An 18,438-nucleotide genomic window follows, 5' to 3' on the forward strand; every position below is an offset into this window, starting at 1 on the left:
AAATACGGGCTCCGGGCGCAAAAACAGCAGCTTCAGCGACGCTGGCTGCGTCAAGTTGCTGAAAATTTTATCTGTGTGAGGGCATGCTTGGTTTTTGATTGCCTGAAGCAGGTTTCTGGAAGTCCCCTTATTGATAAAGCCGGAGAATGTTTATGGATCGCCGCCGTTTTTTGAAAACCTCGCTTGCCGGCGGAGGCTTGTTGTTGGCTGGGCCGGCGCTGGCCGCGCCGGCCGCGCCGGCCGTGGTCACCTCGGACCGGCTGCGCCCGCTGATGAGCTCCGGCATCCAGATCGGCGACGCGGGCGCGGACCGCGCCATCGTCTGGGCGCGTTCGGACCGGACCGCGCGGCTGGTGGTGGAATGGGACCGCAGCGAGCGCTTCGCCAGCCCGCGCCAGGTGCGCGGTCCATGGGCGACCGAGGCCGGCGATTTTACCGCGCGGGTGGATCTGAGCGGTTTGCCGGCCGGCGAGCAGTTGTATGTGAGGGCGCGCTTTGAAGACGCGGTCCATCCACGGGCCTGGTCCGAACCGGTGACGGGCCGCTTCCGCACCGTGGCGGAAAAAGCGCGCGATCTGCGCTTCGTCTGGTCCGGCGACACCGCCGGACAGGGCTACGGCATCAATCCGGACTGGGGCGGCATGCGCATCTATGAAACCATGCGCAGGCAGCAGCCGGATTTTTTCGTGCATTGCGGCGACACCATCTACGCCGACGGCCCGATGGCGGCGGAAACCGTGGTGGAGGGGGGCAAAATCTGGCGCAATCTGTTGACGCCGGAGGTGAGCAAGGTGGCGGAGACCCTGGATGAATACCGCGGACGCTATCGCTATAACCTGATGGACGCCAATGTGCGGCGTTTTGCCGCCGAGGTGCCGCAAATCTGGCAATGGGACGACCACGAGGTGGTCAACAACTGGTCCGACGGCAAGGATTTGTCCGCCGATCCGCGCTACCGCGAGAAGAATATTGGCGTGCTGCAGGCGCGGGCCACTCGCGCCTTTCTGGAGTACGCGCCGTTGCGGCTTCACGGCAACGGCGAGGACGAGCGGGTGTATCGCCATCTGCCGCAAGGGCCGCTGCTGGATGTCTTCGTGCTGGACATGCGCAGCTATCGCGACGCCAACGGCGCCAATCTGCAGCGGGAGGGAGAGCCGGGCGCGAACTTCATGGGCCGGGCGCAGCTGCAATGGCTGTTGGAAGGCTTGCAGGCTTCCAAGGGCGTTTGGAAGGCGGTGATGGCGGACATGCCGCTGGGCCTGCAGGTGGCCGACGGCAAGAACGCGGACGGCAGCGCGCGCTGGGAGGCGATGGCCAACGGCGACCACGGCCGGCCGCTGGGGCGCGAACTGGAACTGGCCTGGTTGCTGCGCGAGATCAAGCGCCGCGATATCCGCAACGTGGTGTGGTTCACCGCCGACGTGCATTACACCGCCGCCCACCACTATCACCCGGCGCGCGCCGCCTTCGCGGATTTCGATCCGTTCTGGGAGTTTGTTTCCGGCCCGTTGAACGCTGGCACCTTCGGTCCCAATTCGCTGGACATGACCTTCGGCCCCAAGGTGGTGTACCAGAAGGCGCCGGAGACGCAGAACTTGTCGCCCTTGGCAGGCATGCAGTTTTTTGGGCAGGTGGACATAGACGCCCGCAGCCGCGCGATGACGGTAAGGCTGAAGGACGTGGCAGGCCAAACGCTGTTCACCCAAGAGCTGGCGCCGGCTTGAGCGCCTGCGTGAACGCGCGGCCTTGCCCGCCGCGCGATTGACGCCGTTTGTTCGAATTAATAAAATACATACGTATGTATTCAATTGAGGAGAGAACGAGTGGGCAAACCCAGATCGATCGATCGCGATCAAGTGCTGGACGCCGCGGAAGACATCATCGAACGCAGCGGGGCGGCCGCCCTCACCATCGATGCTGTGGCCAAGGCCGTGGGTATTAGCAAGGGCGGCGTCCAATCCTGTTTTGGCGCAAAGCACAATCTGGTCAATGCCATGTTGGAGCGTTGGGGCAAGCACTATGACGCGTGCTTCGAGAAAATGGCGGGCGTCGCTGCCGAACAGCTGTCCAGCGTCGAGCAAGTTAAAACCCATGTCCGCATCACCGCGACGGAAGAGGCCTTGATCGCCCGCGCCGCCTGCCATCTGAGCGCCATGCTGGAGTCCAAGGACCAGAAGGATTGGGTGCGGGCCTGGCATGCCGAACGCCTGGGCAAGCTGGACGTCTCCACCGAGGAGGGCCGCCGCGCGCGTATGGCCTACCTGGCTGTGGAAGGGGCTTTCATGCTGCGTTATTTCGGCCTGGCGGATATGAGCGAGCAGGAGTGGCAAGACGCGTTCCATGACATTGAGCAATGGGCGGGGAGCTGAGCGCTTGCTCGCAGTCTCGCCCTGTTTGCGAGACTTTAGACACGCGCCGAGACGGTTTGCGGAGTTTCACGGTTGAAATGGTGAAGGGCGGTTTAAAGATGCTTAGTTGGGTGTTGTTGTTGCTTGCCAGCGGACTTGAGGTGTTGTGGGCCGCGGGCTTGAAGCGTTCGGACAGCGTATTGGAGTGGTTGGCGACCATCGTTTGCATCGTCGGCAGCTTTGCCCTCCTGGTGCTGGCTACCAAAAGAATGGGCGCGTCGACCGCTTATGTGTTTTTCGTGATCTTTGGCACCGTGGGCACTTATTTGCTGGATGTCGCCCTGTTCGGCAAGCCGCTTAGCCTGGCCGCGATGCTGGCGATCGCGGCGATCTTGTTCTCAGTGGTGCAGCTCAAGCAAGTGAAAGATTGATATGGATGGGTTTTATCTGTTGGCGGCGGGCGTGCTTGAAATCCTGGTGGTGGTGGGTATCCGGGACATTGCGTTGAAGCGCTATGCCAGGGGCTGCGCGCTGTATGCGCTGGGCTTGAGCAGCTCCCTGTTTCTTCTCTATCTGGCGATGAAAACCATAGATATGTCGATTGCCTATGCCGCGTATACCGGGATTGGCGTGGTGGGCACGGTGGTGACCGGCATCTTGTTTTGGGGCGACAAAAAGAGCTACAAGAAGCTTGCCTATCTGTCGCTGCTAGTCGCGTCCATCGTCGTGCTCAAGACCGCCGGCTAGCGCACGCTCATGGTTGGGGCCCGGCGTCAGCCCGTCGTCCAGACGAGCCAGAATGCGGTAGGCTGCGCTCACCCGTTCGGCCAGCGGATAGGACTTGTTTGCCAATAGCACGATGCCCAGCCGCTTTTCCGGGATATAGGCGACGTAAGCCGAAAAGCCATTGGTGGACCCGGTCTTGTTGATGAAGGCCCGCGCTTGCGGCGGCAGCGGCGGATCCAGGCGCTGCGCCGGCATGCCTTGATAGATGTAGGCGGGGGAATTACCGCTCAGCAACCGGGGCAGGGCCACCGGATACGGGTATTGTTCCCAGATCAGGCTTTGGGTCAATTCCCCGGCGCGGTAGTAGCCGATATGAGTGTCCTCTAGCGCGGCCTGCAACTTGGGCGCCATGGGCAACAGGCCCATATTGGCGTTGAGGAAGCGGGCCAGGTCTGCCGCGCTGGACTTGACGCCGTAGGCTTCGTCCGCCAACACGGCCGGAGTCAGCCGCGCGGGCCGGTCGTTCTTGTCGTAGCCCTGAGCGTAGTCGCGCATTCTCTGGGAGGGAACGTTGACGAAGCTGCTGTCCATGCCCAGCTTGGCGAAAAGCCTGCCTTCCACCGCCGCCGCGTAGGGCATGCGCATGCTGGCGGCGGCGATCTGGCCCAGGACCCCGATGCCGATATTGGAATAGACCCGCTGGCTGCCCACCGGATGTTTGGGACGCCAGCGCCGCAGGAATCGCCGCAACTGGCCGGCGTTGTCGACGTCGTCCGGCACGAACAAGGGCAGGCCGGAGGTCTGTGTGCCCAGGTTCAGCAGCGTGACGCGCTCCAGGCCGCCGCCGGCCAGCGCCGGCAGGTGCTGGGTCACGGGGTCGGCCAGCGAGAGCCTGCCTTCGGTCTGGGCGTAGCTGGCCAGCGCGGCGGTGAAGGTTTTGCTGAGCGAGCCGATCTCGAACAGTGTGGCGCGCGTCACCGGCCTATGGCCGACTTTGGATGCGACGCCGTAGTTGTAGACCTGGACGCCGCCGTCGACGGCGAGGCCCACCGCCATGCCGGGTATGCCGTTTTTATGCATCAGCGCGGGGATCTCCGCGTCCACGGCGGCCCGGGGCGAAGGCGCGGCGGCCAGAGCGTGGGCGGATAGCGCGGCGCAGAGCAGCGGCAGGACGCGGCGATTCATTAAGGGCATGGCGATGCCTCCTTGTCGATGAGGATGTGGAAGAGAAAGGGCGGCGCGCCGGGCGCGGCGGAGGTCGGGCTGCTGTCGCCGCCTCTACCGTTCCGGCTCGCCTGGGCTGGGGCGTGGAGTTTGTTTACGCGCTAGCGAGCAAGGGCGAGATAAGGCGTTCGCCGACGCGCGGCGGATCGTAAACCGCTTATTAGGAGCGGTTCAGCGCCAGCAGCAATTGATTGACGCCGTCGCTCATGGCCTGGTAGCGCGTCTGTTTGCCGCGGGTCAGCGCCACCCATACCGCCGTCTGCCGTTGTGGATCGATGGCGACATAGCTGAAAAAACCGCCGCCGCCGGCGGTTTTTTGCAGGAAGGGTTGGGCCTTAGGCTGTTCGCGCAAGGCCACCCAGCCCAGGCCCAACGCGTCGGCTTTGCCGGGCACGTCCATGCCGGTAAGGCTGCGCAGATCGGCGCGCTGATAGCGCATCTGGAAGGTTTGCTGATACAGGCGTTTGCGTTGCTCGTTCTGGGGCCGCATCAGGTCTTGCAGCCAGCGTTGCATGTCGGCGGCGGTGGAGTAGACGCCGCCGCTGCCTATGGCCGCGCTGGTATTGACGCAGGGGCTGGTTTCCACGCCGCGCAGCAGACGCGCGCACTGCGCGGGGCTGGGGCTGAAGGTGGTGTCGCGCATGGCCAGCGGCCCGGTGACGGTGTCGCGCAGCAAGGTCGGATAGGGTTTGCCGGCGGCGACTGCCAGCGCGTCGGCTAGATAATCGTAAGCCAGGTTGGAGTATTGGGCGCTCTGCCCCGGCGCAAATCGGCTCTTGGTCTTGGCCAGCCAGCGCCAGCGCTGTTGTTGATTGGGCCAGGCGAACACCGGCGTGTCGCGCGGTTTGACGCCCGGCAGCTCGCGAGGAAAGCCGCTGGTGTGGGTGGCCAGGTGCAGCAAGGTGATGGGCTGGCCGCCCAAGGCCTTGGCCGGCCGGGCGCCGGCCGGGGCGAACTTTTGCAGTGGATCGTCCAGCTTGAGCCGCTGATCCAGCACCATGGCCGCCAGCACTTCGCTGGTCATCAGTTTGCTGAGGCTGGCGATGCGCAGCAGGGAGTTGGCATCCGGCGTCTGACGGCTGCCGGGGCGGGTTTCTCCGTAAAAACGTTGCAGGCTGCCTTGTTTGTCTATCACCACCATCACCATGCCCACCGCCTGGCTGTCTTTGAAGATGCGCTCGGCGTGCTGATTAAGTTGGGCGATGGGCATAGCGGCCTGGCTCGCGGCCGGCAGGGCGGCCAGGGCCAGGCTGAGGAATCCCTTTGTTCTCATTGATAATGCTTCCCTTGGGTGAGGCTGCGCATCGTCGGCGCTGTCGATGGCATGCATTCTATGGGCGGCGGAGGCCGCCGGCATAGCGCGCAATCTGTAACGGCTGTAACTGATTAAGCCGGCCTAGTCCCAAAGTACAGGCGTGTTCGGTTTTTGAGGTGCTATCAATGGCTAGTTGAAGTCCCTATCGCCGCCATTATCGGCCCCGCCTCGTCCGCGCCAAGGCGCCCGCCCCTGATTGACGACTTAGTGGCTGTTTATTCATCCGCTTCGCCCGCGCCGCTGCGCGGGGGAGGAGAGATTCATGCGCCGTCACGCGACCATCATGTTGAACAAGGGGTAGAACCGCTGGCAAAACCCGCTTGAACGTCCAAGCCTGCAGCCCCGCTGCGGCGCGGAGCGTTGTCGTTTGCGCAGGTTTTGCCAGCTGCTGTTGCCGTATGGAAGACGCCGGCTTCGCGTCGGCGTTGGGGCAGCTGACTTACCTTTCGGAGGAAAGCGTCATGCCATCAGTCAATCAGTTTGCTTATGTGCCCAATACCAGCACCTACAAATTCGCCTATGGCGGGTCCATTCCCAATATGGCGATCGCCAATATGCCCAACGACACCAATTGGGCGCGTTGGACCATGCTCAACGACGGCGAGTACTACCGGATGTATTTCTTCAAGGGCAGCAGCGCGGATACCCTGTATCAGGCCGCGTTCAATCCGGCCACGTCCAAGTACGAGTTCGGCTTCCACTCCATCCCGGAGTTGAAGATCACCGGCGCACCGCCGGACGCGGACGCCAGCAGCGTATCCATGCTCTACGACGGCAGCACCAGCACGTATCGGCTGTATTTGCGGCGTTTGGGCGCGCCCACGGTGCTGTACCAGTTTGGCTTCAACCGCTCCACCAACCACTATGAGTACGGTTACAACTCCATTCCCACCTTGAACGTCACCGGTGCGCCCGGGGATACGGATTTCCACCGTTGGTCGATGTTGTTCGACGGCAGCACCTATCGCTTATACGCCTTCAAGGTGGGCAGCGTGGACACCTTCTACCAGTTCGGCTACAACCCGCAGACCCAGGCGTATCAATACGGTCACGATTCCATTCCCATCCTGACCCTGGTGGGCACGCCGGCCAACAGCAATCTGACCAGCATGTCGATGTTGTTCGGCCAGGGCGATTACCGCTTCTATTTCCAGACCTTGTGAGCGGAGCGGGCAAGGGCGGCGGACGGCCGGGATGGCGGTCCGCCGGGGGGCCAACTTGTTCGAAGCCCGTGGATGTTGAACAGGTTCTTAGCTCGCGAGATCGTAAACACGTTCTCAGGCTCGCAGGTCCACGATGGGCGGCGTTTTGCTGGTGATGGGGTCCAGCCGCCATTGCTCCCGCGCCGCCGGTCTGAGCGCGAAGGAGCAGGAGTCCGTCGCCAGGCCCAGCAAGGCCGTCAGGCGCGAGCGCAAGGTGGCCTCCGCTGCGGCGTCCAGCGGTGCGGCCAGCAGCAGGGTCAGCCGCTCGCGGCCGGCTGGGTCGCGGTCCAGTTGGATCTGGAAGCCTTCCTCCGCGCCGGCCAGCCTCGCGAAATCGTCCAGTTCGTAAGTGGTTTCATTGAGGCGGAAGGAGCGGCCGTCGCGACCGCGCAATTCCAGCCAGCGTTCTCCGTCGCGCTCCACCCAGCGGCCGATGTCGCCCACGCAGTAGCGAAACACCGGAAAGCGCCGTCGCCAGGCGTTGCTGACCGCAATGCGGCCGTAACCGGCGGCGTCCGGCTGCAGGATCTCCGCCGCCACCCGCGGCAGCACCCGAAACAGGCCGGGGCGACGGCTGGCGTCGCTCCAGGCCCAGATGCCGGTTTCCGCGCCGCCGTACAGAGACCAGACCTGGCCCGCACCCAAGGCGGCGCGCAGCCGGACCATAGTGGAGGCGTGCAGGGTTTCGCCGGCGTACAGCAGTTGCGGAATCTCCAAGCGCTGGCCCGCGGCCTCCAGGTGGGCGGCGAACAGCGCCAGCCGCGACGGGGTGCCCAATACATGGCTGGGGCGGAACTGCCGCGCTGCGGCCAGGATGTCGGCGTCGGCGGCGTGGGCGCTCATCGGCAGGGTGGTGGCCTGGCAGCGCTCCAGCACATCGTCGACAATGGCGGCGGTGCGGTAGAGGTTGGCGTAGCCAAACAGGTTCAGGGCGATGCTGGCGGGGCCGAACACCCCGTCGGCGCGCAACCGGTCCGCCAGCGCCTGCCGCTGGGCCAGGTTTTCCGCGATATCCACCGGGAAGGTCAGCGCCGCCTGGGTGCTGCCGCCGGAGCGCACCAGATAGAGCCCGGAAGCCTCCCGTTCCGGCGCAAACGACGCCAACGCGGCTTGCAGAGCCGCTTTTTCCAGCGGCTGCGCGGCGTCGACGCAGTCTACGCCGCGGTAAAGCGCTTGGTAGAAGGGGTGGGCGCGGGCCAGCTCGAAACACTCTCGCAACAAGGCTTGCTGACGAGCCGACGCGGAAGGCTGGGTCAGAGGCGCGTTCATGCCGGCAACCTCGCCGCATCCGTTTGCGCTAGCCCCAGCTGGATCAGCAGCGGGCGATGGCGGGCCAGGAAGGCGCGCCGCTGCGCCGCGTCCGGCAGCGATTCCTGCGCATAATCCAGCCAGCGCTGCGCCAGCATGCGAGCCAGGCGCAGCTCGTCCGCGTCCTGGCTGCCGGCATAACGCAGCACGGTGGGTGGGGTGGCCAGCAGCCGCCAATCCCGGCATGGCCGGTGGGACAGGCTGTCCGCCAGAATGCGGAAGCGAATCAGCGGAGCGGACAGCACCCCGGCGCGTCCGCCGTGCGCGACGATCTCCTTCAGCACCCGATACCAGAAATCGATGCCCTCGTTCAAGCGCGCGCCGGCCACGTAGCGCTGCGTCAGCAGCCACTGCCGCCGCGCGGCCACATTGCTGGCCCGGCCCATGAAGAAATCAGGGTGGCCGGCGGTGCGCAGCGGGCGCGGAAGCAGGAAGACTTCGTCCTCCAGGGGCTCCCACTCGGCGCGCAGCGCGTCCGCTTGCGGGAAGCGCTCTTCCTGCGGCGAGCTGTCATAGCCCAGCACCGCCAGGTCCAGCCGGTGCTCGTTCATTTTTTGCTCCAGCAAGCGCAGGCAATCCGGACGGTAGCAGTCGTCGGCGTCCAGAAAGCTCACTAGTTCGCCGCCGGCCCGCGCCAGCCCGGCGTTGCGCGCCGCGCCGGGGCCGCTGTTGCGCGGCAGCCTCAGCAGCACGCTGCGGGTATGAGATAAATCCTGAGCGTGGTGGCGCAAGGCCTGCTCCGCCGCCTCCATGCCGTTGTCGGTGCTGGCGTCGTCGACGATGATGATCTCGTCCGGTGCTTTCTCCTGCGCCGCCAGCGAGGCGATGGTTTCGCCGATATAGGCGCGTTTGTTGTACAGCGGAATAATGACGGAATGCCGCATGAAGCCCCCTGTGCGCGAAACCGGTTCAGGCCGCCGCGGCGGCGGAGTACAGCTTGCCGCGACGTTGGTGCAGATTGATGATCAACTCGTCCGAGCCGCGAAACACTCCGGGGCCGTAGCTTTCCGCATCGCGGCACAGCTGCATGCCCACCAGCCGGATGAGCTGCCGGCTTTCTGGGTCTTCGAACTCGCTTTGTTCAATGTAGTTTTGAAACATGTACTGTGGCCATTGCCCCAGCACCAGTTCGCGCCAGGCGGCTTCGCCGCAGGCGGAGCGCACCATCGAGCCCAGACCGCGGCCGCCGCTGCTGGGCTTGGCGATGAAGTCGCCGGGGAGCGCCAACAGGGCTTCGGCCTCTTCCCGCGAAGCCGGCGCGAAGGAGGGAATCAGAAAGGGGCGAAGGGAGGCGTAATCGTCGGCGTCCAGGCAGTCCCGCATGATGTCCTCGCGGTTCAGGACCGCCAGAGAGCGCTTGTCGTGCACCAGGATCAGCGTGCGGATGTCGTTGAAATAAGCGCCGCCGTCCAGCAACTGGTCCAGCACCGCGTCCGGCAACAGCGGCAGTTCGCTACGGTCCATTTCCAGAATGCAGCGGTCCACTGCGCGGCCGTCCAGCCACAGCTTGCCGTTGCGGACGCTGAGCGCTTCCGGCCGGGCGGACAGAAAGTGAACGCCGTCGCGCCGCAGCGTTTCCGCCAGTAGAAAAATCTCGGTGCCGGGCTCGCGGGCGTGTACAAGGGCCACCACGCAGCCGGGCGGGTGCCATTGACGCAGTGTTTGCAAGAAGGCGTCGTCTCCGGCCGCCTGGCCCAGCCAGTGGCTGATCATCCAACCGTTCATTGGATAGCGCGCGCCCACCTCGCAGATGCGCGGCAGGCCGCGGCGGTCGTAAATGAAGTCCGGACGGTAAAAACCCACGCGGTAAGGCCGGCCGTGAGCGTGCAGCAGCAGCGCCTCCATTGCTTTGGGCAACTGATAAAGCGCTCGGATGCGCGGGTCCAGGAAATAGCGGCCGACGATGGCCCGGAACGCGGCGTCCAGCAGCGCGCTCAGACGGCGCAGGCGGCTCAGATAGCCGGCGGACACCTCCACGCGGGCGCGCGCCAGCTGCTCCGGGGCGAACAGCGGTGGCGTGTCCGGCGGCCAGGAGGGCGGCGCGGCGTCGGCCTGGTCCGCCAGCCGCAAGAGCGGCGGTTCGCTTCCGCTCACAACACTTCCGCCGGGACGTCCTGCGCCACCGTTTCCAGTACTGCCGCCTTTTGTTCCAGGTAAGCGCCGACGATGCCGTCCAGGCTGTAGCGTTCCAAGTCCAGCGCCATGGCCCGCGAATAGTGGCGGATAGCGTTTATGGCGTGAAAGAAGTGGTTTTTCTCGGTGGGGCCGCAGTGCACGCTGATCCAGCCCAAGGTGCGGGTGGCGTCGCGCTCGGCGAAGCCCAGGGTTTGCGTCAGCCAGCGGCGGAACAAAGGCAGGATGAACTCCACTTCGCCGTGAGTGTAGATCTCATGCGTCAGCGTGGTCAGCAGCGCAATGGCCAGGTCCGGCTCGCGCAGCGACTGATGGTCCTTCCAGCTCTTGAAGGCCTTGGCGCTGGGGTGGAGGTAGGCATGGGACAGCCACTGGTCATCTCCGACAATGCCCGTGGCCATGTTGTAGTACATCTGGGCGTGCAGAATCTTGTGCGTGACCGCCAAATCCTCGTCCACGATGCGGTTCAAGCAGACCATGGAGGCAAATAAAGCTTCGCGGTCCGCCACCGGCCGGTCGGTGTGAATCAGCAGGGTCATCCGGTTGCTGATGCCGGCCACCGTCATCGCGCTATTGTTGGTCTGGCTCCAGCTTTGAAAAAAACGGCGCAAGGTTTCAGTGCTCTGTCGCCGCGCGGTCAGGCGCGCAAAGCCGGCTTCGATTGTTTCAAAGTGGCAGCCGTGTCGTTCAAAGGCTTGCAGCAGTTCGCGTTTGAGGTGGGAGGCGGGCAAATCCCGCAATACCGGCATGATGATATGGCTGAGATGATTCATGAGCAGGACCCCTTGCTTGCATTGAGTGCGCGCCACGACGGGCCGGGCGGGGAGGCCGCCGGCCCGTTCCTTTTTTCGGTCGGGCAGAAATCAATATGGTTTAAGGATCAGACTGCCGCTATAGGTACTACCACGATATTGAAAATCCGCATGAATGAGCTAACGGCTCTTGTCGCACGAGTCATTGATTTGGCATGATTTATCTTTTCCCGCAAGCGAGGCAGCGAAAATGCAAACTCAAGTGATGACTGTCAAACAGGCAAGGTTGATTGAATGCTGCGCCGGCGTGGAAAGCCTGGATCAGGCCTTGGAACTGGTGGCGCTGTGCGCGGAGCACGACGCGCCGTGCGTGTTGCTGGCGGAGGAAGCTTTGCCGCCGGCCTTTTTTGACTTGAGCAGCCGTTTTGCCGGGGAGTTTATCCAGAAGCTGATCAACTACCGCCTAGCCGTGGCCGGCGTGTTCGCGGACAGCGCCGCCTATGGCGAGAGATTTCGCGAATACCTGAACGAAGCGCGCCGAGGCCGGCAGTTTCGCGTGTTCGACGATAGGGAGGCGGCTCTGGTCTGGCTGGCGGCGCAGTATTGAGAGCGTAGCGGCTCGGACAGTGAAGACGGGGAAGGGACGCGGAGCAGCCCCTTGCGGGGCTGCTTGCGAGCGGAAGAGCGGGATCAGACCGCGTCTTTGCCGATGCTTACCTGGAAGGAACCGGAGTTGTTGCCGTAGGTGTTGGGCACATCGTTGTAGTACAGCGTGATCTGGCCTTGGGCGTTGGCCGGCGCTTTCCAGCGGAACAGGCCGGTGTTCACCGGGATGAAGCCGCTGGCGCCGATCTTCATCACCAGCGCGCCGCAGTAGGCGTCGCCGCAGATCAGGCCCTGATTGGGGTGGCTCTTGTCGCCCTGAGGGCCCCAGTTGGGCTGCGGGCCGTAGCCTGCCCAACCCGACGCGACAATGGTGATCACATCGCCGGGATTGTAAGTGATGGTGGTGGGTTCCCCGTTGGGATTGTTCGCAGCGACAGTACCGGTCCAAGCCATGGTGAATCTCCAAAATGAAAGTGAGAGAAAGCAGATTCGACGTCGCGCCGACGGCGCGAGGAATATGCTTATTTCATTAAAGTTGGCGATGGGGGTTTTAGCCGCTGATCTTTCGGCGAGGCCGGGGCTGGGAACTTCTGATAGCTTGCCGGAGCTCAGCGGCCTTTATCCAGTTCGCAGGCCAGGCCGGTGCCGGCGAAGCCGCCGTAAAGTTTCATTTGGTCAGGCTGTTTGCGGGTGATGAAGAAGCTGTCCGGCAGCGGCAAGCCGGTGTTGCCGCGTGGCCAGGTCAGTAGTCCGCGCTCATCCATATAACCCTGGAAGCGCTGTCCGCCGCGGATCAACTCCACCGTTTGGCTCTGGCGGCTGAAGTGAAAGCGGGTGGCGTCTGCGCAGTGGTAGCTGGCCTGCATCGCTTGCGGCTTGCAGCCGGCCGTCAGGGCCAGCGCCAAGCTGGCGAAGAGGAAACGGGCAGGGAGGGTCATGGGCGGCGTTTGGGCTTAGGTCGGAAGGCCGCCAATATAGCAAGAGCGGCCGGCGACGGCTAGCCGCGCTCCAGGTGAGGCTGGTCCATTCGCGAGGCAACTGTTAACATGCCGATCGATTTTTTGGCCGTCGATCCCGATGGCGGCCGCAAGGAGGCAAGCATGTTTTCGCGAAAATTGATGCTGACGGTTTTGGGCGCGTTGACGCCGTCTGCCGCGATGGCGGCGGATATCTATATCGGCATGTTGAGCATGAACGAGGGAGCCATGCGCTTGACTCGCTGCAGCATCGGCAAGCCGACCTATCTGCTGCTGAGCCCGGAAGGCCGGCCGTTGGTGGAATGGCCGGGGGTGTCGCCGCAGGCATTGGATGAAAAGGCCAGAACCTCGGCCCGGATCTTGGGCGAGTTTGAGGAGCGGGACGGCAAGCCGGCCTTGCGGGTGGAGGGAATCGACGCGATCCGCTCCGGCGAGTCCTGTCATCTTGACGATTGGCTGGACGAGCAAGCCGCGCCAGGGGCGGAGCCGCGGTGAAACTGAGCAAGGGCAAGGCGGCGCTGACGCTGTTGGCGTTGCTGGGCGGCGTTTACTGGGCGGTCACTCATCTGAACAGCAATTGGAACCGCGTGGTGGGCGAGCCGGTGGACGCGTTCAACGGCGTCGCTGTGTATTACAACGGCGGCGTGCAGAACGTGGAAGGGCGCAACCTGACGCCGGACGGCTACAACCTGGGCTTGCGCTATCAGTGCGTGGAGTTCGTCAAACGCTATTACTACCAGCGCTTTGGCCACAAAATGCCGGTGGACAAAGGCCATGCCCGGGATTTCTTCCAGTCCCGGCTGGACAACGGCGCGCTTAATCCCGAGCGCGGCCTGCTGCAGTACCGCAACGGCGGCGGCGACGCGCCGAGGGAAGAGGATCTTATCGTGTTCGCGCCCTGGGTTTTCAATCGTTATGGGCATGTCGCCATCGTCAGCCGGATCGGGCCGGATTTCATCGAGATTGTGCAGCAGAATCCCGGCCCGTTCGGCGATGCGCGCGAGCGGCTGCCTTTGCTCATGGAGCAGGGCGCGCCGCGGGTGGACCATACGCGGGTGCTGGGCTGGCTGCGCCGCGCGCCGGAGACTTCAGCGCCAGCGGACGAGGCCTGAGGCGCGCGGCAGCCGGCTACTTCATTTTCCAGTTGGTGGCTTTCAATACCGCGACGTCTGCGTCTTTCAGGTCGGTTTCTCCCTGGCTCAGCAGGCCGCTCCACTGTTTGACCCGGTTCTTGCCGTTGGGCGGCTGATTGTATTCATTGGTGTCCACCACCTTGCTGCGCTCGGCGTGGAAACGGGTCATGAAGGTTTTCTCGTCGCCGCCGCCGGAGCGGGACAGCAGCCCCTGCAGCGTGTCGGAGCCGCCGCTGGCGCCCTGGTTCAGCGCGGTGTCCACGAAGGAGCCTATCGTCAGCGCGCTGCCGAAGCCGCGCTGGCGCGCCTGTTGCACGCTGTACTGGATGTAGACCTTGTAAAAGGTTTGCCACATCGCTTCGCGCCAGGCCGCGTTGTTTTGCAGCGCGGCTATCTTGCCGCAGAACACCTTCTCGCTGTCGCTGATCTTGAGCACCGGCCCTTGCATGCCGCCGCGCACCCCGGCGCGCGCCAGCCCGCCGGCGATGGAGGGGTTGCCGGCGCCGCTGGCGGCGTCGAACTCCTTGAACAGCGTCGGGCCGTCCGGCCCCTGGTCGCGGGGGCCGCCGGTGGTAGCGCCGAAAATGCCGATGGTGAAGCCGCGCTCGTCGTCGATGTCCTCGCAATAGCCGTAAAACTTGGGCCAGTCCAGAGAGTCCTGCTCCGGCTTGTTCACCAGTTTCATGATGTTGTTCCACTGCTCTCCGTCCAAGCCGGTGTTGGCTTTCAGGAACTTCAGCGTGCTGGGGGAGAAGTTGGCGTCCGGATTGGCCGCCTTGCTCCTGCCTGCCGGCGCGCAACGCGCTCCTACGGTCCAGGGCTGGCCGATTTCCGCCGCGCCGCTGCTGGCGTCCGGCGTATTGCCCTGGGTCCAATAAACCGCGGTGAAGTTGACGCCGTGATGACTGGCCATGCTGCCGGCCGGGTAAGGCGTGGCGGCCTTCCACGGCGCGGCGCAGACCGCAAGCCGCGCCGCCAACCGGGGGGCGCTGCCGGCGGGCGAGGCCTGCGCCCAGGAGGTGCCGGCGCAGGCCAGCCAGCCGGCGCCGGCCAGTGCCAGTATCGAGAGTGTGCGTTTCAAAGCGGTCTCCAGTAGACAGGGAAAGAAGCGGCGATAGTCGGGAAAACGCACAAAATGCCATAGGGATTTTATTGGCGAAAGAGGCGGATACTGGCAAATGGGACTGTCGGTGTGGACGTGTGTAAGTAGATGGGCTTCCTGTCGGTGTTTCCGGCGAATAGCGTGGCGCCGCGCGCAACAAGCCGCCTAAGCCGAGTCACTTTATGCGGCTCTGAGCGCGGGAAATTCAGGTTCTTAGGTTAGGAGCGGCCGCTAGGCCAGCCGCATCACACTGCTGTCCTTGTCCAACGAGGGATAGGCCAGCGCCAGATAGTCTTGCGCGAAGCCGGCCAGCGCCTCGGCGGACGGCAGCGCGTATTCTCCGCTGTTGGGGTCGAAAAACCGGAAGGCGCGCGCGGCATGATCAACCCTGGCCGCCACGGCGTGGCCGACGCCTTGGGCGGGCTGGATGCCGATGTTGTACAGGCCGTCGCGCTCCAGCGCGAACTTGAAACCCGGGCTTTCGCTGTGGCTGCGAGGAATCAAACCATAGGCGGCGAAGTAGTCTGCGACGGCGTCGGCGTTTTGCCACACATAGCTGTTGACCGCCAGTTCCATCACTTCCTCCCGTCCGCCGGCGGTTTCGATGTCGCGGAAAAAGGCTTCGGCATCGCCGGGCCAACTGCGCTGGCTGGCCAGCCACTTCACGGCCAGCGGGAAGCACACGCCTTGCTCGCCTATCGTTGACCCCTGGATGAACTCCGCCTGCCGGAAGGCGCGGGCTTGCGCGCCGCCGTGAGCCCGCGCGCACTGGGCCCAGGCGTCGTTCGATTGGCGCGCCAGCGCGGCAAGCAGGCTTTTGACCTTGCCGGGCTTGGGCGGGGCGGCCAGATCGGTCTTGCGCAGCTTTCTTTCTGCGACGGTGATCTGTTCGGGCCGGCCGGAGGCTTGAATGCCGGACAGCAATTCGGCGTAGTTGGCTGGCGGGCGCTCGAAAACCACTCCCACCATATTGAAGCGGCGCAACAGCGCTGGCGGCATCGTTTGAGGGAAGGGGGCGTCTGTCTTGACCTCGGGCGGCTGAGCGATGCCTTGTTTGGCTCGAGTCACCAGGCCTGCGTTTTGCAGCATGCTCAGCTCTTCCCGAATCACGAGGTTTTGCTGCCGCAGCAGGCTGCGCAGCAGCAAACAGGAGGCCCTGTCGCCGGCCGGCGGCGGTGAGACGAATGGTGAGGGGGCTGGCTGGCGCAGGCGCAACAGCGTGGACAAGGTGAGCGGGCGCGAGGCGGGGAGTGCTCCCCGGTCGCGGAGAAAGTCCCTGGCGCGGCGGGTCTGGTCCGGGTGCAGCAGATAGCTGCGGCCGGTGTATAGCACCAGCATGCCGTCCTTGCGCATGCCGATGCGGGTGGATTCGTTGATATTCTGGAGGCTGGAGAGGTCGTACTGCGGCGCCCGCAACTGGATAGCGGTTTGAATGGTGCTCATGACGTTTTTCTTCCGGCGAGGTGCTGGTTTAGCGCGGCGGCGACTCGGCGCGCAATCGGAAAGGGATGGCGCCGGCCGCCCTGGGGAGCGAACCCAGGATTGCCGCATGGTTATTTTGGTGGGCGCAGTGTGAAGGCTGAGCTGCGGGAAAGGCTTTCAGAAAACGATTCCGGCCACGGGCCGATGGACGGCTGGCTCAAGTGTAAGAAAACGCCCTTGGTCCGCGACCCATTTACCAGCCTTGGCCCAGCGCGGCACCGATTCGCCTTGTCTTGTTTCGACTCCGCGCGCTTGATTCAGAGCGCGAGGGCGCGCGCCCGGCCATCCACACGAAAAAACCAGGGCTGTTATCATGCCCGCCGTCGCTGCATTGCGCGTATTGATTGGAAAAATATTGGGAATCAGAATGTTGAAAGTCATCGTCTGCGTTTTTGTCTTGTGTTCCGCCATGGCCAGCGCCTCCAGCTGGGATTTCACTTATTTCAACCCCAGCGAGGGCGGGCTGTTGATCGATACCGACAGCATCGCGCAATCGCCTCACGGCACCACCAAGTTCTGGACACTGTGCGCGCCCAGATTCGAGGCGGACAAACCGATGGCGGGCTATGCCTACAGCCAGTCTTTGTATGAGATTCATTGTCGGCAGCGCCTGATCGTGATGCCGATGACCGTGGTTTTCGATGTGAAGGGCGAACCGCGCGAAACCGAGTTTGAGCATGCCAAGATGGAGGACATCCAGCCGGACACGCAGGAGGATTTTCTGTGGACCTATATCTGCAAACCGGAAAAACGGCCGGACATGGCGGTGGCGATGCGGCAGGGCATTCAGGGGTTCTTGAGGGAGCAGCGGCGTTACGCCAGCGAACATCTGGCGTTTCAACGGGATAAGAGCCGCTGAGCGGGCCGGGAACGGTTCGAGTCCAGAAATAGCCCTGCGAGGTCAGGGCTTTTTTGCGCGCGTGGCCGGCGGCGTGATCGTTTTAAGCAAGCTTGCGTTCATGCGTTTAGGCATGCTGCGGCTCATTGAAAACCAATCGATCGCGCCACGGATCACGCACAGGAGCTCACGCCATGCCGATGACTTGCAAACTGGTACCCGGAAAACTGCTAGTGCCCAGGCACTGCGTCCAGCGCGAGGAGGCCCGTCTGGCGGAGGCATCCAGGTTGATCATGAGGTTGCGGCAGTTGCGGCATGATCCCGCCACCTTGTCGCGGGCGGGCTCCGTGGATTCGCTTAGCTTCGACAAGAAGGCGCTGTTCGCGCTGGCGCTGAAAAACCAGGCGGTGCAGGCCAAGACGCCGGCCGCGTCAGCCGGGGAGGGTAAGAGCCTGAACCATATCCAGCGCCTTGTGGTGATAGGCGACAGCCTGTCGGATTCCGAAGGACGCATGCTCAGCAAGAGTCTGGGGGTGATGCCGTCCTCTCGTCAGTACTACGAAGGGCGTTTCACCAATGGCTTCGCCTGGCCGGACTTCCTGGCGTCCAAGGCTTTTCTGGGCAAGCAGGTGGTCAATTACGCCGAGGGCGGCGCGGTGGCCGGCAAGTACTCCAAGTGGAACCCGGCCTTCATGTTCATCTCCCATATGGAGCGCCAGATCAATAAGCACCACTTCCAGCCGGGCGATATGGCGGTGCTGGCCCTGGGCTCCAACGACTACATGACTTTCGGCAAGACCGACGTGGACAAGGTGATCCGGACCTATGAACGGCAGATCGACAAGCTGGTGGCCAAGGGGGTGAAGGACATTCTGGTGGCCGGCGCACCGGATTTGTCGAAAACCGTGAACGCGCGCAAGCAGCCGCCGGAGGAGGCCGCCAAGCTGAAAGACTTGTCGCAGCGGCATAACCGGCAACTGAGCCAGGCGGTGGAGGCGCTGCAAGCCCGCTACCGCGACGCCGGGGTGACCATCCGTTTCTTCGATATCGGCGCCAAGCTGGACTATCTGATGTCGTTGGCGGAAACAGTGGATTACGACACCATGCACAATAAGCACGAGGGCTATATCGACCTGCCGCGCGTGTTCGGCTTTGCCGGCGACACACGGCCGCTGGACAGTTCGCACCGCCACCTGTTCCACGACGAGGTGCACCCCAGCCAGGAGGTGCACCAGATCCTGGCCGCGCACATGACGGACTTTATCCGCGAGCAATACGGCAGGCCGGCCTAG

Annotated in this window: 19 protein-coding genes and 1 pseudogene; 10 read left to right on the top strand and 10 right to left on the bottom strand. The window is 63.8% G+C overall.

Going from position 1 to position 18,438, the window contains the following annotated elements; all coding sequences use genetic code 11:
• Positions 1 to 152 precede the first annotated feature (152 nt).
• The 4 genes from B0T39_RS15950 (at position 153) to B0T39_RS15965 (ending at position 3,095) form a co-directional block, all read left to right on the top strand.
• The gene (locus B0T39_RS15950) at positions 153 to 1,724 is read left to right on the top strand and encodes an alkaline phosphatase D family protein (RefSeq protein WP_081548264.1); all 1,572 of its coding nucleotides are present in this window, start codon (positions 153 to 155) and stop codon (positions 1,722 to 1,724) included.
• A gap of 99 nt (positions 1,725 to 1,823) precedes the next feature.
• Positions 1,824 to 2,369, top strand: a complete 546-nt coding sequence (locus tag B0T39_RS15955; protein ID WP_081548265.1) for a TetR/AcrR family transcriptional regulator — start codon at positions 1,824 to 1,826, stop codon at positions 2,367 to 2,369.
• A 98-nt stretch (positions 2,370 to 2,467) separates the two neighbouring features.
• Entirely contained in the window at positions 2,468 to 2,779 is a 312-nt protein-coding gene (locus B0T39_RS15960; RefSeq protein WP_081548266.1) for a DMT family transporter, read from the top strand.
• Position 2,780: 1 nt separating this feature from the next.
• Entirely contained in the window at positions 2,781 to 3,095 is a 315-nt protein-coding gene (locus B0T39_RS15965; protein ID WP_081548267.1) for a DMT family transporter, read from the top strand.
• Between the two features lie 36 nt (positions 3,096 to 3,131).
• On the opposite strand, the pseudogene ampC reads toward B0T39_RS15965, so the two are convergent.
• Together ampC and ampH are read right to left on the bottom strand one after the other, a co-directional pair.
• Positions 3,132 to 4,268: pseudogene (ampC, locus tag B0T39_RS15970) on the bottom strand (class C beta-lactamase); the annotation flags it as partial.
• A gap of 190 nt (positions 4,269 to 4,458) precedes the next feature.
• Positions 4,459 to 5,571, bottom strand: a complete 1,113-nt coding sequence (ampH, locus tag B0T39_RS15975; RefSeq protein ID WP_081548271.1) for a D-alanyl-D-alanine-carboxypeptidase/endopeptidase AmpH — start codon at positions 5,569 to 5,571, stop codon at positions 4,459 to 4,461.
• A gap of 503 nt (positions 5,572 to 6,074) precedes the next feature.
• Between ampH and B0T39_RS15980 the strand changes: the two genes are divergently transcribed.
• Entirely contained in the window at positions 6,075 to 6,776 is a 702-nt protein-coding gene (locus tag B0T39_RS15980; protein ID WP_043631225.1) for a hypothetical protein, read from the top strand.
• Positions 6,777 to 6,890: 114 nt separating this feature from the next.
• On the opposite strand, the gene B0T39_RS15985 is transcribed toward B0T39_RS15980, so the two are convergent.
• The 4 genes from B0T39_RS15985 to B0T39_RS16000 are packed head-to-tail and all read right to left on the bottom strand — an operon-like array spanning position 6,891 to position 11,029.
• A complete protein-coding gene (locus B0T39_RS15985; RefSeq protein WP_081548273.1) occupies positions 6,891 to 8,084 on the bottom strand; it encodes an AMP-binding protein in 1,194 nt (397 codons plus the stop codon).
• Entirely contained in the window at positions 8,081 to 9,007 is a 927-nt protein-coding gene (locus tag B0T39_RS15990) for a glycosyltransferase family 2 protein (protein ID WP_081548275.1), read from the bottom strand. Before B0T39_RS15990 ends, B0T39_RS15985 begins: the two co-directional genes overlap by 4 nt.
• 25 nt (positions 9,008 to 9,032) lie before the next feature.
• Positions 9,033 to 10,217 carry a hypothetical protein gene (locus B0T39_RS15995; protein WP_081548277.1) on the bottom strand — a complete coding sequence of 395 codons (1,185 nt, stop codon included), beginning with the start codon at positions 10,215 to 10,217 and terminating at the stop codon, positions 9,033 to 9,035.
• Complete coding sequence (locus B0T39_RS16000; RefSeq protein WP_081548279.1) at positions 10,214 to 11,029, bottom strand: hypothetical protein; 816 nt, start codon at positions 11,027 to 11,029, stop codon at positions 10,214 to 10,216. Before B0T39_RS16000 ends, B0T39_RS15995 begins: the two co-directional genes overlap by 4 nt.
• A 229-nt stretch (positions 11,030 to 11,258) precedes the next feature.
• On the opposite strand from B0T39_RS16000, the gene B0T39_RS16010 reads away from it, so the two are divergent.
• A complete protein-coding gene (locus B0T39_RS16010) occupies positions 11,259 to 11,615 on the top strand; it encodes a DUF4180 domain-containing protein (protein ID WP_081548283.1) in 357 nt (118 codons plus the stop codon).
• A gap of 83 nt (positions 11,616 to 11,698) precedes the next feature.
• Here the strand turns inward: B0T39_RS16010 and B0T39_RS16015 are convergent, their stop codons facing one another.
• Positions 11,699 to 12,067, bottom strand: coding sequence for a LecA/PA-IL family lectin (locus tag B0T39_RS16015; protein ID WP_019100806.1), 369 nt, complete (start codon positions 12,065 to 12,067; stop codon positions 11,699 to 11,701).
• A gap of 155 nt (positions 12,068 to 12,222) precedes the next feature.
• The gene (locus B0T39_RS16020) at positions 12,223 to 12,552 is read right to left on the bottom strand and encodes a hypothetical protein (protein ID WP_081548285.1); all 330 of its coding nucleotides are present in this window, start codon (positions 12,550 to 12,552) and stop codon (positions 12,223 to 12,225) included.
• A gap of 162 nt (positions 12,553 to 12,714) precedes the next feature.
• Between B0T39_RS16020 and B0T39_RS16025 the strand changes: the two genes are divergently transcribed.
• Positions 12,715 to 13,086 carry a hypothetical protein gene (locus B0T39_RS16025; RefSeq protein WP_141111260.1) on the top strand — a complete coding sequence of 124 codons (372 nt, stop codon included), beginning with the start codon at positions 12,715 to 12,717 and terminating at the stop codon, positions 13,084 to 13,086.
• Complete coding sequence (locus B0T39_RS16030) at positions 13,083 to 13,703, top strand: CHAP domain-containing protein (RefSeq protein WP_141111261.1); 621 nt, start codon at positions 13,083 to 13,085, stop codon at positions 13,701 to 13,703. Before B0T39_RS16025 ends, B0T39_RS16030 begins: the two co-directional genes overlap by 4 nt.
• A 16-nt stretch (positions 13,704 to 13,719) precedes the next feature.
• Here the strand turns inward: B0T39_RS16030 and B0T39_RS16035 are convergent, their stop codons facing one another.
• Both B0T39_RS16035 and B0T39_RS16040 read right to left on the bottom strand, forming a co-directional pair.
• On the bottom strand, positions 13,720 to 14,805 hold the full coding sequence (locus B0T39_RS16035; protein ID WP_254894571.1) for a chitosanase: 1,086 nt from the start codon (positions 14,803 to 14,805) through the stop codon (positions 13,720 to 13,722).
• 252 nt (positions 14,806 to 15,057) lie between these two features.
• Positions 15,058 to 16,269, bottom strand: coding sequence for a hypothetical protein (locus B0T39_RS16040; protein WP_081548289.1), 1,212 nt, complete (start codon positions 16,267 to 16,269; stop codon positions 15,058 to 15,060).
• Between the two features lie 406 nt (positions 16,270 to 16,675).
• On the opposite strand from B0T39_RS16040, the gene B0T39_RS16045 reads away from it, so the two are divergent.
• Complete coding sequence (locus tag B0T39_RS16045) at positions 16,676 to 17,167, top strand: surface-adhesin E family protein (protein WP_081548291.1); 492 nt, start codon at positions 16,676 to 16,678, stop codon at positions 17,165 to 17,167.
• A 173-nt stretch (positions 17,168 to 17,340) separates the two neighbouring features.
• Entirely contained in the window at positions 17,341 to 18,438 is a 1,098-nt protein-coding gene (locus B0T39_RS16050; RefSeq protein WP_254894572.1) for an SGNH/GDSL hydrolase family protein, read from the top strand.

This window comes from Chromobacterium haemolyticum (assembly GCF_002081825.1).
GTDB lineage: Bacteria > Pseudomonadota > Gammaproteobacteria > Burkholderiales > Chromobacteriaceae > Chromobacterium > Chromobacterium fluminis.